Source organism: Nocardiopsis eucommiae, assembly GCF_965344335.1.
Classification (GTDB): domain Bacteria; phylum Actinomycetota; class Actinomycetes; order Streptosporangiales; family Streptosporangiaceae; genus Nocardiopsis; species Nocardiopsis eucommiae.
This window is the reverse complement of the sequence record NZ_CBDRIY010000051.1, coordinates 1-14,257: the sequence shown is the minus strand read 5'-3', so window position 1 is coordinate 14,257 and position 14,257 is coordinate 1. Positions and strand designations below refer to the sequence as shown.

At 74.0% G+C, this 14,257-nt stretch carries 13 protein-coding genes; 9 read left to right on the top strand and 4 right to left on the bottom strand.

What is annotated here, in order from left to right; genetic code table 11:
- Nucleotides 1-48: 48 nt before the first annotated feature.
- Nucleotides 49-687: a DsbA family oxidoreductase gene (locus tag ACRWK8_RS24155; RefSeq protein ID WP_431872953.1), complete on the bottom strand. Its 639-nt coding sequence runs from the start codon at nt 685-687 to the stop codon at nt 49-51.
- A gap of 11 nt (nt 688-698) precedes the next feature.
- On the bottom strand, nt 699-845 hold the full coding sequence (locus tag ACRWK8_RS24150; RefSeq protein ID WP_378736275.1) for a hypothetical protein: 147 nt from the start codon (nt 843-845) through the stop codon (nt 699-701).
- Nucleotides 846-933: 88 nt separating this feature from the next.
- On the opposite strand from ACRWK8_RS24150, the gene ACRWK8_RS24145 reads away from it, so the two are divergent.
- The gene (locus ACRWK8_RS24145) at nt 934-1,329 is read left to right on the top strand and encodes a winged helix-turn-helix transcriptional regulator (protein WP_431872952.1); all 396 of its coding nucleotides are present in this window, start codon (nt 934-936) and stop codon (nt 1,327-1,329) included.
- Nucleotides 1,330-1,363: 34 nt separating this feature from the next.
- On the opposite strand, the gene ACRWK8_RS24140 is transcribed toward ACRWK8_RS24145, so the two are convergent.
- Nucleotides 1,364-1,840: a DUF6194 family protein gene (locus ACRWK8_RS24140; protein WP_378736279.1), complete on the bottom strand. Its 477-nt coding sequence runs from the start codon at nt 1,838-1,840 to the stop codon at nt 1,364-1,366.
- Between the two features lie 333 nt (nt 1,841-2,173).
- Between ACRWK8_RS24140 and ACRWK8_RS24135 the strand changes: the two genes are divergently transcribed.
- Nucleotides 2,174-2,800: a hypothetical protein gene (locus ACRWK8_RS24135; RefSeq protein WP_378736281.1), complete on the top strand. Its 627-nt coding sequence runs from the start codon at nt 2,174-2,176 to the stop codon at nt 2,798-2,800.
- 9 nt (nt 2,801-2,809) lie between these two features.
- Here the strand turns inward: ACRWK8_RS24135 and ACRWK8_RS24130 are convergent, their stop codons facing one another.
- Complete coding sequence (locus tag ACRWK8_RS24130; RefSeq protein ID WP_378736283.1) at nt 2,810-3,703, bottom strand: ADP-ribosylglycohydrolase family protein; 894 nt, start codon at nt 3,701-3,703, stop codon at nt 2,810-2,812.
- A 181-nt stretch (nt 3,704-3,884) separates the two neighbouring features.
- On the opposite strand from ACRWK8_RS24130, the gene ACRWK8_RS24125 reads away from it, so the two are divergent.
- The 7 genes from ACRWK8_RS24125 to ACRWK8_RS24095 all read left to right on the top strand — a co-directional run bounded on the left by ACRWK8_RS24125 (nt 3,885) and on the right by ACRWK8_RS24095 (nt 14,174).
- Nucleotides 3,885-5,063 carry a protein phosphatase gene (locus ACRWK8_RS24125; RefSeq protein ID WP_431872951.1) on the top strand — a complete coding sequence of 393 codons (1,179 nt, stop codon included), beginning with the start codon at nt 3,885-3,887 and terminating at the stop codon, nt 5,061-5,063.
- A 218-nt stretch (nt 5,064-5,281) separates the two neighbouring features.
- Nucleotides 5,282-6,016 carry a septal ring lytic transglycosylase RlpA family protein gene (locus ACRWK8_RS24120; protein ID WP_378736287.1) on the top strand — a complete coding sequence of 245 codons (735 nt, stop codon included), beginning with the start codon at nt 5,282-5,284 and terminating at the stop codon, nt 6,014-6,016.
- A gap of 266 nt (nt 6,017-6,282) precedes the next feature.
- Nucleotides 6,283-9,870 carry a TM0106 family RecB-like putative nuclease gene (locus tag ACRWK8_RS24115; RefSeq protein WP_431872950.1) on the top strand — a complete coding sequence of 1,196 codons (3,588 nt, stop codon included), beginning with the start codon at nt 6,283-6,285 and terminating at the stop codon, nt 9,868-9,870.
- 328 nt (nt 9,871-10,198) lie between these two features.
- Nucleotides 10,199-10,522: a hypothetical protein gene (locus tag ACRWK8_RS24110; RefSeq protein WP_378736291.1), complete on the top strand. Its 324-nt coding sequence runs from the start codon at nt 10,199-10,201 to the stop codon at nt 10,520-10,522.
- A gap of 10 nt (nt 10,523-10,532) precedes the next feature.
- A complete protein-coding gene (locus ACRWK8_RS24105; protein ID WP_378736293.1) occupies nt 10,533-11,063 on the top strand; it encodes a hypothetical protein in 531 nt (176 codons plus the stop codon).
- Between the two features lie 58 nt (nt 11,064-11,121).
- On the top strand, nt 11,122-12,369 hold the full coding sequence (locus ACRWK8_RS24100; RefSeq protein ID WP_378736295.1) for a site-specific integrase: 1,248 nt from the start codon (nt 11,122-11,124) through the stop codon (nt 12,367-12,369).
- Nucleotides 12,370-12,521: 152 nt separating this feature from the next.
- Complete coding sequence (locus ACRWK8_RS24095; RefSeq protein WP_431872949.1) at nt 12,522-14,174, top strand: hypothetical protein; 1,653 nt, start codon at nt 12,522-12,524, stop codon at nt 14,172-14,174.
- The last annotated feature ends 83 nt before the right edge of the window (nt 14,175-14,257 follow it).

The window sequence follows — 14,257 nt, the reverse complement described above, 5'->3', positions numbered from 1 at the left end:
AACAGGGGTGAGGGGCCTCCCCCGTCGGGGGGAGACACGCCTTCGGGCTCAGGCCCTCTGGGCGTGGGCCTTCTCCAGCGCCGAGGAGAAGACCTCCAACGGCTGCGCCCCCGAGACACCGAAGGCACGGTCCACCACGAAGAACGGCACCCCGGTGGCGCCCAGGGCCCGCGCGGTACGGATGTCGTCCTCGACCTCGGCCGTGTAGGCGTCACCGGTCAGGACGGAGCGGGCCTCAGCGGCGTCCAGGCCGATCTCCACGGCCAGCTCCACCATGGTGTCCACCTCGCCCAGGTCGCGGGCCTCCACCAACTGGGCGCGCATCAGGCGCTCGTGCGCCTGACCACCCAGGCCCTGTTCCCTGGCCAGGTGGGTGAGTCGGTGGGCGTCGAAGGTGTTGACCATGACGGCGCCGTCGAACTCGTAGTGCAGCCCCTCCTGCGCGGCGACCTCCCGGACCTGCCCGGTCATCGCCCTCACCTGCTCGGGGGTGGCGTTCATCTTCGCGGCCAGGGACTCCAGGACCGGTTCACTGACCCCGCGCGGGAAACCGGGGTCGAGCTGGAAGCTGCGCCAGACGACCTCGACCTCCTCGGCGTGTTCGAACCCCGCCAGGGCCCGTTCCAGGCGCCGCTTGCCGATGTAGCACCACGGGCACACGATGTCGGACCATACTTCGATCTGCACGAACGTCCCTCTCAGAGGCAGATTCCGTCCGAGCACGCGGGTGCGTCCTCGGAACCCAACGTCACCAGGCCACCGACCACGGGCAGGGGTGTGGGGACCCCGTCCCCGTCCGGTTCGGCCACCGGCACCGGCTCGGGCGCGCTCCGCGACTCGCTCACACCCACCACTCCTCACATACTTCTTGTGCGTAACCTATTGATCAGTGAGTATGCAGGCAGGACAGAACGGACTCAAGAAGGAACTCTCATGTTCGTGACGAACACCCCTGTGCCCCTGACCGAACGCGACCTCACCCAGGGCCCCGAGGACTGCCCGGTCCGCGAGGTCCTGGACCGGGTCGGGGACAAGTGGAGCGTGCTCGTCATCGTCCTGCTCGGCCAGCGCGCGCACCGCTACGGCGAACTGCACCGCGCCATCGACGGGATCAGCCAGCGCATGCTCACCCTCACCCTGCGCGCCCTGGCGCGCGACGGTCTGGTGGAGCGCACCGCGCACGCCACCGTCCCCCCGCGCGTGGACTACGAGCTGACCGACCTCGGACACACGCTGCTCGCACCGCTCACCGCCCTGGACCGCTGGGCCCAGGAACACCGCGAGGAGGTCCGCGCGGCGCGCGAGCGCCACGATCGAGCGAACGGCTGAACCCCGCCCGCCGCGACGGGCGGGGCGCCGACCCTCAACGCCGGGGGCGGTACCGGGCGGCGGCGCGCTCCCTGGCCAGAGCCAGCAGCTCACGCGTGCGCTCCGCGGTCCGGGGCCCCGGGTTGAGCACCGACACCCACCCCTGGGTGGCGTGGACCGGGTGGGGCAGGAGCCGGTCCAGCTCGGTGAAGTCGAACCCTCGCCGGTGTTCGGCGTGCGCGGCGGGGGAGTGCCCCACCACCTCCTCGAACAGCGCCCGCCCCACCGCGACGTTGACCCGGAACACCCCGGGACGGTCCAGGTCGGAGTCGGTGTCGAAGCCCGGGTAGTCCTTGGTCACCACCGTCGCGAACGGGGTGAAGCCGGCACGCTCGCGAGCCCGGCCGTCCGGGTCGTACAGGACGAACGAGTCGCCCCAGGCGACCTCCGGCGCCCCGCTCTCCCGACTCGCGGTCTCCACGTCCACCTCACCCAACCCGGTCACGTACCGGATGACCTCGGCCTGGTCCATCACGCCCCCTCACGGAGTCCGGGTGATCCCCGCGACCACCACCCTTCAAGTGTGTCATTCAACTGCTTTGTGAGACTTTTCGTCAGAAACCCGCAGTGTGAAGGAATCACCCGGACGCCATCCCTCAAATCCCGGCTGAACCGTCCTCCGGCCCCCGACTGCCACACCCCGGGAGGCCGGGCCACCACGGCGCGCACCACCCCCGGAACGGCCACCGGCCACCGGCACTCGCCGAGGACGCGCCCGCCGCCGGACCCACGGAACGGGCACCACACACCCAAGAACCCGCCAAACACCTGGGGAACCGCAGGTCACCCATGCGACACTCACCGCATGGCCGCACCGAACCCGCGCCCCGGACGACCCCCCGTGGACCCCCGGCGCCTGCGCCCCTCCCGCGCCTGGTACTGGGTGGGCGGAGCACTCGTCCCCCTGTCCCTGGCCGCCGGGGCCGTCCTCTTCGCCCTGCTGCTCGTGCGCGCCGTCGCCCTGCCCGACTTCGCCGCGAGCACCCACGGCTCCCAGAGCGCCACCTTCACCGTCCAGGACCCCGACCACACCGAACAGGGCTGGCTGCTGTACGGCTCACCCCGGGGCGTGGACCACACCGCCTGCGCCCTGACCGCCCCGGACGGCCGCCGACCCGCCTTCAGCTACCCCACCTTCAACCACCAGGTGGAGGACGAGAACGGGTCCTGGGCGATGATCGGCATGGTCACCCTCACCGAACCGGGGGAGTACTCCCTCACCTGCCGGGCCGCCGACGACGTCCGCTTCGGGATCGCCCCCGGCGCGCAGAGCACCGGCACCCTCGTGACCGGGCTCTTCGGCGCGCTGGGGTCACTGCTGTTCCTCCCGGCCCTGGGCATCGCGGGCGGGCTGACCCTGGTCGTCGTCACCGCCGTGCGCCGCGCGCGCCACCGCCAACGACTCCTCCACCCGCCCGCCCCGGGGCCCTGACACGAGGACTCAGCCCAACGCCCACGCGGGCAGGGCCTCGGTGCGCTCCACCCACTCCCGGGGCAGCGCCCCCACGGGCAGCCCCGCGCCGAGCACACCCCCCACGATCGCGCACGTGGTGTCCGTGTCGCCGCCCGGTGCCACCGTCGCCCACAGCGCCGACGCCAGCCCCGACCGGTGTCGGGCCGTCACCCACAGCGCGAACGGCACCGTGTCCAGGGCACTGACCCGCGACCCGTTGCCCAGCTCCCGGGCCACCCCCATCGGATCGGTGGTGATCAGCAGGGCACGGGCGTCCCGTACCGCCTCACGCACCCGCCCCCGGGGCAGGCGCTCCACCACCCGGTCCAGATAGGGGCCCGCACCCAACGGTTCGCGCCGCGCCGTCAGGGCCGCCGCCAACGCCACCGCCACGGCCCCGTCCACCGCCTCGGGGTGGGTGTGCGTCACCCGCGCGCTCGCCTCGGCCCGAGCGGCCACCTCGTCCAGGTCCTCGGCGTACCAGGCGCCCAACGGCGCCACCCGCATCGCCGCCCCGTTCCCGAAGGACCCCGCCCCCTCGAACGGCTCCGAGGCCAGCGACCGCCAGTCACCGCCCTCCCGCACCTGGCGCAGCATCCGCCCCGTGGCCAGGCCGTATCCCCGGTCGACGTCGTGGTGGCGGGCGAAGGAGGACGCCAACCGGTCGGGGTCCAGCCCCGCGCCGCGCCGCACCTCGGCGTAGACCGACGCCGCCATCTCGGTGTCGTCGGTCCACTGCCAGGGACCGGGCGGCAGCTCCCGGTCGACCAGGTGGGGCCGGTTGTCGGGGACGAAGAACTGGGAGCCGAAGGCGTCGCCCACGGACAGCGCGGTCAGGGAGGCCAGGGCGCGCACCGGGCGCGCGACGTCGATGGTGTGCATAACACCTCCCATCCTGACCATCACAGCGCCCCCTGTCCACGTCCCCGCCCCGGGCCCGGGTACCGGCGTGGCCACAACCGGCAAGGCGTGTGCGGGGCACACCTCTCCAGGGAAGACCCCCGGTGGACCCCGCCCCCTCGGGGCCCGGGCCCCGCCCGACCCCACTCCGGACAGGACAGCCGTGTCGCCAGCACCCACCCACTCCCGCCCCGTCGAGGAACCCTCACACGACCGCGCCGTCGGCTCCCTCCTGGGCGCCGTGGCCGCCGCGGCCCTGGTCGGCACGCCCACGGGCCCGGCACAGCGCTTCGCCGCCGCGGCCACCGCCGCCTCCCCGCACGTGCCGGACGGCACCGGCCCCGAGACCCTGGCCCACCTGGTCCGCACCGCCCTGCGCGCGACCGCCTCGTCCCCGGGAACGGACCCGGTCTCCACCGCGTGGGTGCGGGCGCTGCGCTCGCTGGTCCTCACCGGAGCGGTCTCCGCCGGCGAACCCGTGTTGGAGCACACCGCCAACGACGACCCGCTCGGGGCGTCCTGGCGGGCCCTGACCCGCACCCCCCACCCCGCGGACGGCCCCGCCCGGGGCGCGTTCTCCTGCGCCCACCTGGTGGACGCGGTGTGGGCGGCCTACCACTCGCACGGGGACCTGGCCGCGATGTACACCGGAGCGCTGGCCGGAGCACGGTGGGGGACCTCGGCCCTGCCGCTCCAAGCCGTGCGCAGGCTCAGCGAACACACCGACCCGCACGCGCTGACCACCACCGCCCTGGTGTCCCTCAACGGCTCCCACCCCGACCGTTGGCCCCAGCTGCCCATCCGGGACCGGCCCGAACTGCGCCTGCCGCCCTTCGCCGTGCCCCACCCCCTGGACCCCCAGGTCCTGCTCGGCAACCTGGACTACCTGCGCACCCGCCCGGAGGAGGTGGACGCGGCCGTCTCCCTGTGCCGCACGCACCCCGAGGACGCCCCCCACCTGGCCGGTCCGGACTGGGTCCGGGTGTGGCTGCACGACACCCCGGGCCGCAACCCGAACCTCCACTTCACCCTGGACGAGGCCGCCTCAGCCGTGGCCGCGCTGCGCGCCGAGGGCAAACGGGTGCTGCTGCACTGCTGGGCGGGCGCCTCCCGCACCCCGGCGGTGGCCGCCCGCTACGCGGTCGCCACCCTGGGCGCCCCGCCCCTGGAGGCCATGGCCGCCCTCATCCCCACCGTGGGCGGGCACCTGGACAACCCCACCCTGTCCCAGGCGGTGGCCGAGCTCAGCGGCCTGGACCTGCCCGACCCGCTGACCAGGCTCTTTCCCCAGGGGCTCCCTCCGCGCCGACCGGAACTGCGGACATCCCATATCAGTGGGTGATAAGTTCCACAAACCGGCCCTTTCCGGTACCGTTACCCTCGCGTTACCCCTAGGCTCTGCGCCCGGACCCCGTGCCAAGCCACCGGCGGTCCCCGCTGTCTCCCGTGCTCGGCTCCACCCGCTTCCGGGGCCCGCACCACCCGGCGCACCGCGCCTCCCACGGCCGCCGTGCCGGGAGGTCACCGCCACGCCCCTGTTCCCGTTCGAAGGACTGTGTTGTGGGCACAAACGAGCCCCAGATACCACCCGCCGACGACCATGAGGCGGCCACCGAGGCCGCACCCGTCGTCGGCCCCCGCCTGGCCGCCGCGCGCTCGCGTTCGCGCCGCAAGCGCGCCCTGGTCGTGGCCTCCGCCGCTGGTCTGACCCTGGTCGTGGGCGGCACCGCCGCCGCGGCCGTCCTCATCTCCGGTGCCGACCCGGACACCGCCACCAACGCCGCGGGCATCCCGCGGGCCCAGCCCCAGACGCTGGTCGTGGAGGAGCCCGAGGAGGACACCGCCCAGGCCGAGGACGACCAGGACCGCACCCAGGCCGCCGCGCCCCAGGCCCTGACCGCCTCCGGCTCCGACATCCGCGAGGAGCCCGAAGAGGAGGAGACCACCGCGCCCGAGGCACCCTCAGGTGAGACCGGTGGCTCCAGCGGGGGCGAGGGCACCGGAGAGGGCGGCACCTGCGAGGCCTCCTTCTACGGAGACGGCTTCCACGGCGCCACCACCGCCAGCGGGGAGACCTTCGACACCTACGGAATGACGGCCGCGCACAAGACGCTGCCGTTCGACACCATGGTGAAGGTGACCAACCCCAACAACGGCAAGTCGGTCACGGTCCGCATCAACGACCGCGGCCCCTTCATCGCCGGACGCTGCCTGGACCTGTCCACGGCCGCCTTCGACGAGATCATCGGCACCGGCGCCGGTGTGGGCACCGTCGCCTGGGAGGTCGTCGGGTAGGCCCACACCCCCCGACGGCACGTCCGGCGCGCCCCGCACCCCACCGGTGCGGGGCGCGCCGCCGTCTTCACCCCCGACACCCCGCTGACCTGGGCCGACCAACCCCCACACATCGTCGACCCCACGTAGACTCCCCCCACCGGGGCCACCACACGCCCCACCCCAGGCCGCCCACCAGCGAGCACGGGGCCCCGCACGTCGCCACGGCATGGCACAATCCCCACCACCCACACCGCAGGCACCACAACACCAAGGGGAGTCGGGCGTTGTTCCGCACCACCACCGGCTGGGTCGTCTCGCCCACCGACCTCGTCGACACACTGGAGTGCGACCACCGCAGCGCCCTCAAGAGCGCGCTCGCCGCCCACGTGCCCGGCGCACCCCACCCCGAAGAGGTCGACGCCCTGGTCGCCCACCACGGCGACCTCCACGAGAAGGCCGAACTCGACCGCCTCACCGCCCTGTTCGGCGACGACCTCGTACGCGTGGAACCCCCCACCGCCGACGACCACTCCCTGGCCCAGGCCGCCCGAGCCACCGCCGAGGCCATGGCCGCCGGAGCCCCCGTCATCTACCAGGCCTCCTTCCACCACCCCCTCACCGACACCGTCGCCTTCCACGGACGCGCCGACTTCCTCATCCGCTCCGACCTGGACCCCGCCACCGGCCACCCCCGCCCCGACGCCACCACCCCCCACACCTACGAACCCTGGGACACCAAACTCGCCCGCCGACCCGGACCCGCCGCCGTGGTCCAGCTCGCCGCCTACGCCCAGGCAGTGACCGTCCTGCACGGCCACGCCCCCCAGCACATGCACCTGCTCACCGGCGACCAGCACACCCACACGCTGCCCACCGCCGAGTTCACCCCCATCCTCACCACCATCACCGAACGCCTCCTGGCCCACCTGGCCACCGAACCCGCCCTGCCCGCCCCCACCTGGGGCCAGCCCCGCCCCGCCTGCGAGGGCTGCGGCTACAACACCTGGTGCTCCCAAGGCCGCACCGCCGCCCGTCACCTGTCCCTGGTCGCCGGGCTGCGCACCGACCAGGCCACCAAACTCAGCGACGCGGGCCTGGACACCATCGACGCCCTGGCCTGCGCACCCGACGACGCCCGCCCCACCACCCTGCCGCGCCGCTCCTTCGACCAACTGCGCGCCCAGGCCGCCCTCCAGGTCCGCCAGGACACCACCCGCACCCCCGCCAACCCCCAGGGCACCGTCACCGCCGAGGTGTTCTCACCCGAGGGCCTGGCCACCCTGCCCGCCCCCAGCCCCGGCGACGTCTTCTTCGACATGGAGGGCTACCCCTACCACTCCCGCCAGGGCGAACGCGGCCTGGAGTACCTGTTCGGCGCCACCACCGAGGACACCGACGGACACGAGACCTTCCACGCCTTCTGGGCCCACGACCGCGCCCAGGAGAAGCAGGCCCTGGAGGACTTCGTCGACTTCGTCACCGCGCGGGTCGACGCCGACGAGAACGCGCACGTCTACCACTACGCCTCCTACGAGGTGGACCGGCTCAAACACCTGAGCGCGGAGTTCGACACCCGCGAGGAGGAGGTCGACCGGCTCCTGCGCGAGAACCGGCTCGTGGACCTGTTCACCGTGGTCCGCAAGAGCCTGCGCGTGTCCCAGCGCTCCTACTCCATCAAGTACCTCGAACCCCTCTACCTGGACTCCTCCCGCGACGGCGGCGTCACCACCGCGGCCTCCAGCATCGACGCCTACGCCGCCTACCTGGCCGCGCACGAGGCCGGAGACACCGCCGAGGCCGACCGGATCCTGGCCGACATCGCCGCCTACAACCGCGACGACTGCCACTCCACCGCCCGCCTGCGCGACTGGCTGGAGGGCCACCGCACCGCACAGGGCATCACCGACCGGCCCCTCATCCAGTTCGAACTCACCGAGGAGGAGGCCGAGCGCGCCCGCAAACGCGCGGAGAAGGCCGCCCGCCACGCCGCCCTGACCCGACCCCTCCTCGAACACGTGCCCTCCGACCCCGACGAGCGCACCCCGCAGGACCAGCCCCGCGCCTCCCTGGCCGCCCTGGTCGGCTACTACCAGCGCGAGAACACCCCGCCCTGGCGCGAACACTTCCAACGCCAGAGCGCACCCCTGCAGGACCTGGAGACCGACAGCAACTGCGCGGTGCCCTGGCAGGTGCACGTGGGGGAGTGGGAGGAGCCCACCGGCAGGCGCACCAAGGCCCGGCGCGAGGTGTCCATGCGCCTGGACCGCGCCCACCCCAACCCCTTCACCACCGGAGAGAGCGTCCACCTGCTCCACCCCGGAGCCCCCGGCCAGGCCGCCACCACCCACCCCGCCACCGTCACCCGCGCCGAACCCGACGCCCTGACCCTGGTGGAGACCGCCCACCCCGACGAGACCGTCTCCCGCGCCCCCGTCGCGGCCCTGCCCGGCTCCCCGGTGGACCCCAAACCCAAGGACGGCGCCCTGGAGAGCGTGGCCCACACCGCCGTGGCGGGCCTGCCCGAGTGGCCCCACCACCCCGGACTGGACGTCCTGCGCCGCCTGCCCCCGCGCCTGCACCCCCCGGGCCCGCTGCCCGCCCCCGACCAGGGCGACCTCATCAGCGCCGCCATCACCGCCGTCGACCGCCTGGACCACTCCTACCTCGCCGTCCAGGGACCGCCCGGCGCCGGCAAGACCTACCTGGCCGCCCAACTCATCACCCACCTGATCAAGGAGGGCCGCAGCGTCGGAGTGTGCTCCACCGGGCACAAGGCCGTGGAGAACGTCATGGCCGCCGCCCTGCGCGCCGCCGACCAGCAGGGCCTGGAAGTGGCCGCCGCCAAACGCCCGCGCGGCGGCCGGAAGGACCCCGACGCCCCCTGGGAACAGCCCTCCAGCCAGAAGGTCCTGGCCAACTGGCGCGCCAAACGCGCCGCCCAGGGCCAACCCGTCCTCATCGGCGGCACCGCCTGGGGCCTGTCCGGCGCCGACACCATCGCCGACCCGCTCGACGTGCTCATCATCGACGAGGCCGGACAGTTCGCCCTGGCCGACACCCTCGCGGTGTCCGCCTCGGCCCACAACCTCGTCCTGCTCGGCGACCCCCAACAACTGCCCCAGGTCGTCCAGGGAGTGCACACCGAGGGCGCCGACGCCTCCGCCCTGCAACACCTCATGGGCGCGGACGCCATCATCGACCCCGCCCTGGGCTACTTCCTCGACCAGACCCGCCGCATGCACCCCCACGTGTGCGCGCCCGTCTCCGACCTGTCCTACCAGGGCCGTCTCCAGGCCCACCCCTCCACCGCCCACCGCACCCTGGGCACCCCCACCGCCCCCAGCGACCTCACCCCGGGCGTGTACACCCTGCCCGTCCACCACACCGGGCGCACCACCCACAGCCCCGAGGAGGTCGAGGCGGTGGTGGCCGCCGCCCGCCACCTGGTCACCGAACGGGTCACCACCGACCCCGACCAGGGCCCCCGCCCCCTCACCGGCCACGACATCCTCGTCGTGGCCCCCTACAACCTCCAGGTGCGCACCCTGCGCCAGGCCCTGGCCCACGCCCAACACGACACCCCCGCCCTGGAGGGCGTCCGCGTGGGCACGGTCGACAAGTTCCAGGGCCAGGAGGCCGCCGCCGTCCTGTGCTCGATGACCACCTCCGACGCCGCCGAGACCAGCCGCGGCCCCTCCTTCGTCCTGGACCGCAACCGGCTCAACGTCGCCCTCTCCCGAGCCCAGGTCCTGGCCCTGGTGGTGCACTCACCCGACCTGCTCACCACCGCCCCGCGCACCATCGACGAACTCCGCCTGCTGGCCGCCTTCACCGGACTGGTCGGCGCCGCCCGACCCTGGCCCCAACAGTGACTCCCTCACCATGAGAACCACCCCACACGCCGACGCCCCAGGGTTTCGGACACCCCCCAGGTGGAGTACGTTTTAGGGAGCACACCACGCCCGACCCGCGAGCGCCGAGCGCCTCGCGAGCGCTGGCCACGGCGTGCGCCACGAGGGAGTGTTCCGCGGATGCTTTGCCAGGCTCCTCCGAGCCCGCGCCCACCGGGTCGCGCGGCACGGCCACGGCCAGCCCGGCCTCGCCCCCGCACCGGTGAACACGACCCAGCCCACCCCCACACCCGCTGGTGGGCCACGCCGCCCCGGCCCGCCACCGTTCTCGAAAGGCACCACGGCCCCCGTGTCTGAACGTCCCTCCTCCTCCGGCGGTGGCCGCAACACCCGCCACCCCACCGGCATCCGTGTCGTCGTCATCGTCCTGGCACTGCTCGCGCTGGCCCTGGGCCCCTTCGGCTACCTGATGGGCGTCGACGCCGACTCCCACGCCGGTTCGGCCGCCGAGTGGTTCACCCTGGCCTTCGGCGCGGCCGTGGGCCTGCCCTTCCTGGCCGCGGCCGTGGCCACCGTGGCGGGGGACCGCAGGGCCGCCCTGTGGTCGCTGGCGCTGCTGATCTGGCCCGTGGTGTTCGTCGTGGTCATCCACCTGGCCGGTCTGGCCGGGTAGGCTCCCGGGGGTGTCACCCAAGAAACGCAACCGCCGCAAGCCCGCCCAGGGGTCGTCCGAGCAGAACCCGACCCCCGAGGCGGGCCGTGTCGAACCCGGGCACACCCCGGACAAGCGCCCCGTGAGCCGGACCCCCGTCACGGTCGCGGACCCGCCCGACCGCAGGATCACCGCCCTGTGGGTCCTGCTGTGGTCGCTGTGGGCCCTGGGCAGCCCGCTGGCCCTGCTCGCCCTGCTCCTGGCCGGGCTCAACGCCTTCGACATGACCGCCGACCCGATCGACCCCGGCGCGGTGCCCGACCCGGGGCTGCTCGCCGAGCAGGAGGCCCAGGCGGTGCGCGCCATCGGCACCGCCCTGATCTGGTTCCTGGTCATGGCCTGGGTCGTCCCGGCCGTGGGAGCGATCACCGCCGCCGTGCTGCGCCGTAGGATGGCGGCGATCTCCTTCACCGTCGCGCTGGCCCTGTCGGTGGGGCTGCTCCTGCTCACCGTCTCCCCGGTCGAGCTGTGGGGAGCGCTCACCACCCACCTGTTCGGCTGACACCCCTTGCCCGCACGCCCGCCCCGCCTGCCACCTCCGGGCCCCCACCCGGGCCACAATGGAACCCGTGGACACCACCGACCCCTCCCTGACACCCGAGCCCCGGGCCGAGATCGCCCTGCCCTCCACCGTGCGCTCGCGCCTGGAGCACCTGGACCAGAGCGTCCTGGTGGACACCCGCGCCCTGGAACGGGTGCGTGAGCGCTTCGACACCGAGCAGGCGCACACCCTGGGCCGGTACCTGACCAACGCCCAGTCCCCGGCCACCCTGCGCGCCTACCGCGCCGACTGGACCTCCTTCGGCGCCTGGTGCCTGACCGAACAGCGCACCTCCCTGCCCGCCGACCCCGTGGACGTGGCCGTCTACCTCGCCGCCTGCGCCGAGCAACGGGGTGAGGACGGCACCACCTGGGCGTTCTCGCCCTCCACTCTGGAGCGCCGCTCGGCCGCCATCGCCGCCGTGCACGGCGCCCACGGTCTGGACTCGCCCACCCGCGCCGAGGTGGTCAGGATGACCCTGCGCGGCATCCGCCGCACCCGCAGGGCCCGCCCGCGCCGTAAGGCCCCCGTGGTGCTGAGCACCCTGGAGTCGATGCTGGCGGTGCGCCCGGCCGAAGGCCATCCCGGGGGAGTGGCCCGCAGGCGCGACGCCGTGCTGCTGCTCACCGGCTTCGCCGGGGCGCTGCGCCGCTCGGAGCTGGCCGGGCTGAGCTTCGACGACCTGGAGCTGCGCACCGACGCCGCCTCCGGGGCGCCCACCCTGGTGGCGTCACTGTGGGCGACCAAGACCGACCAGGAGGGCCGGGCCCACCAACGGGTGGCGCTGCCCCGGGGCCGTCACCGCCTGACCTGCCCGGTGTGCGCGGTGGCCGACTGGTCGGCGCTGGTGGTGGTGCACCGCGACGGGGGAGCGGAGGCGGTGCGCGCCTGGCTCGAACGTCCCCGGGCCCCCGAGGCCGCCCCGGCCCACTCCTGCCAGGACCTGACCCGTCTGGAGCTGGCCGACGGCACCGGGCGGCCGCTGCTGCCCGCCGTGGACCGGCACGGACGTGTGGCGGACAGGGCCATGACCCCCAAGTCCGTGGGCAACCTGGTCAAACGCTACGCCGAACGGGCCGGGCTGGACCCCGACGACTTCGGCGGTCACTCCCTCAGAGCCGGGTTCGCCACCCAGGCCGCGCTGGGCGGGGCCAACGACCGCGAGATCATGCGGCAGGGACGGTGGACCAACGCCCAGACCGTCCACGACTACATCCGCACCGCCAACCCACTGGAGGACAACGCGGTCACCCGACTGGGCCTGTGAGCCCACCCAGGGCGTGTGAGCTGCGACTCAACGGACACCCGCTCATCTCGAAACACCAACAAACCCACCAGCAACGCCAGATACAACCCGTTAAAGTGCGATCCTTCCCTGATGAGACATTAGGTTGGTTGCGTGAGAAAGGGGACGGTCCCATGGTCGACGAGTTTCGCGCGGCATTCCAAGAACTGATCGACGCCTCCGTCGCCACCGACCCCCAACAGTTCCCACCCGCCGTCCACAAGGTCTACCTCCTCGCCTCCCAGATCCCCGCCTCCGAACGGGAACTGGCCCTGGAGGCCCTCACCCCGCTCCTGTCCGGAGACCACGCGGCCCCCGGCATCATCGCCGACCTGTCCGTCGTCGCCGGAGCCCTGGTCGAGATGGGCACCGACCCCGGCCCCGCGGGCGTCGAGATCCTGCACCGTCTGCGCACCATGGGCAGGGGCGCCATCGTCTTCGTCCGCGCCTGGGAACGCACCGGCGGCGGCCCCCCGCCCGACCCCGACGCCGTCACCGCCGACGCCGAAGCACGCGTGGCCGCCGACCTGGGCCCCGACGCCCCCGCCGCCACCATGTGCTGGTGGACCATCCGCCGCCACGGCCTGGCCGCCCGCACCATGCTGGGGGAGCCCAGCGTCCGCGCCCACACCCGGAACGACCCCTCCACACACACCGAACTCGTCGCCATCGCCCACCAGCTCAGCGACCACCTCGACGAGTTCGACGAGGTCCGCGCCCTGCTGCGCATGGCCGAGACCTCCTCCGCCCTGGTCATGGACCGCGCCTCCGGCCGCGCCTTCCGCGTCCGCTTCGACGGCGTCAGCGACAACTTCCAACTCCACACCCTGCTCGCGGACGCCCTCATCGGCCCCCACGGCCAGGGACTGCCCGGAGACGCCCCCGACCCGCGCTGGACCGCCTCCTTCCGCGACGGCCCCGTCGACCCGGCCGCCCAGACCGTGTGGGGCTGGTGGAACCTCGTCGCCCACGACGGCGCCTGGGTCTGGAACGAGGGCGTACCCGCCGAGATCCCCACCATCGACAGCGAACACGTCCTGGTCCTGGACGAACAGCCCTACCCGCGCTCCTGGAACGCCGGACGCCGCCTGCCCCACGTACGCGCCTGGCTGGAGGTGGACTCCGAACTCGACACCGAGGAGGCCTCCCTGTGGTGGAAGCGGGTGGCCCCGGCCGAACCCGCCATCCCCGACCCCGACGCCCAGGACCACACGCCCCTGCCCGAACCCGTGGTCCTGCACACCCCCGCCTCCGAGGCCCAGCGCGTACGCGGTTTCGTCCCCCGGGTCAGCACCGAGGACGATGACCACCGCGACCCGGTCGAGGAACCCGCCGCGCCCGACCTCGCGACCGGGAGCACCACCGGACTCGTGGACGCTCCACCACGCTCGACCGCACTGCCCACCACCGGACACGGAGACGGCACCGCTCCCGTCGACGCCCTGCCCGACCGGCCCGCGCCGTCCGTCGAGCCCTGGGAGCCCGACCTCATCGACGCCGACGACGACGGCAGCGGCCCGCACCACCCCGAACAACGGGGGAGCGCCGACCCGGACCCGCGTGAGGACGACCGCGCCCCACGGACGCACGCGCGCTCCGGCGCCCCCGCGACGGAGGGCGTGGCCGACCCGCCCGAGGAGGGGGAGCGGGCCGCTCCCTCGACCGCCGGCCCGGGGGAGCGGGACCGGGCCCCCGGGGCCGCGCCTGCCGCGACCACCCCCACCGGGCTGCCCCGCATGCCGCGCGGGGTCTCCCAGAGCTCGGGCTGGGGTCCGGCCTGGCGCTGAGAGCGCCCCAGGGGACCGCATACCACGCAGCGACGCCGTGGGGGGGGGGGGGGGGGGGGGGGGGGGGGGGGGGGGGGGGGGGG

What these genes read in the sequence shown, in the direction of transcription:
- ACRWK8_RS24145 (WP_431872952.1), top strand. Translation starts at nt 934, where the DNA reads ATGTTCGTGACGAACACCCCTGTGCCCCTGACCGAACGCGACCTCACC.
- ACRWK8_RS24140 (WP_378736279.1), bottom strand. Translation starts at nt 1,840, where the DNA reads ATGGACCAGGCCGAGGTCATCCGGTACGTGACCGGGTTGGGTGAGGTG.
- ACRWK8_RS24135 (WP_378736281.1), top strand. Translation starts at nt 2,174, where the DNA reads ATGGCCGCACCGAACCCGCGCCCCGGACGACCCCCCGTGGACCCCCGG.
- ACRWK8_RS24130 (WP_378736283.1), bottom strand. Translation starts at nt 3,703, where the DNA reads ATGCACACCATCGACGTCGCGCGCCCGGTGCGCGCCCTGGCCTCCCTG.
- ACRWK8_RS24100 (WP_378736295.1), top strand. Translation starts at nt 11,122, where the DNA reads ATGGAACCCGTGGACACCACCGACCCCTCCCTGACACCCGAGCCCCGG.
- ACRWK8_RS24095 (WP_431872949.1), top strand. Translation starts at nt 12,522, where the DNA reads ATGGTCGACGAGTTTCGCGCGGCATTCCAAGAACTGATCGACGCCTCC.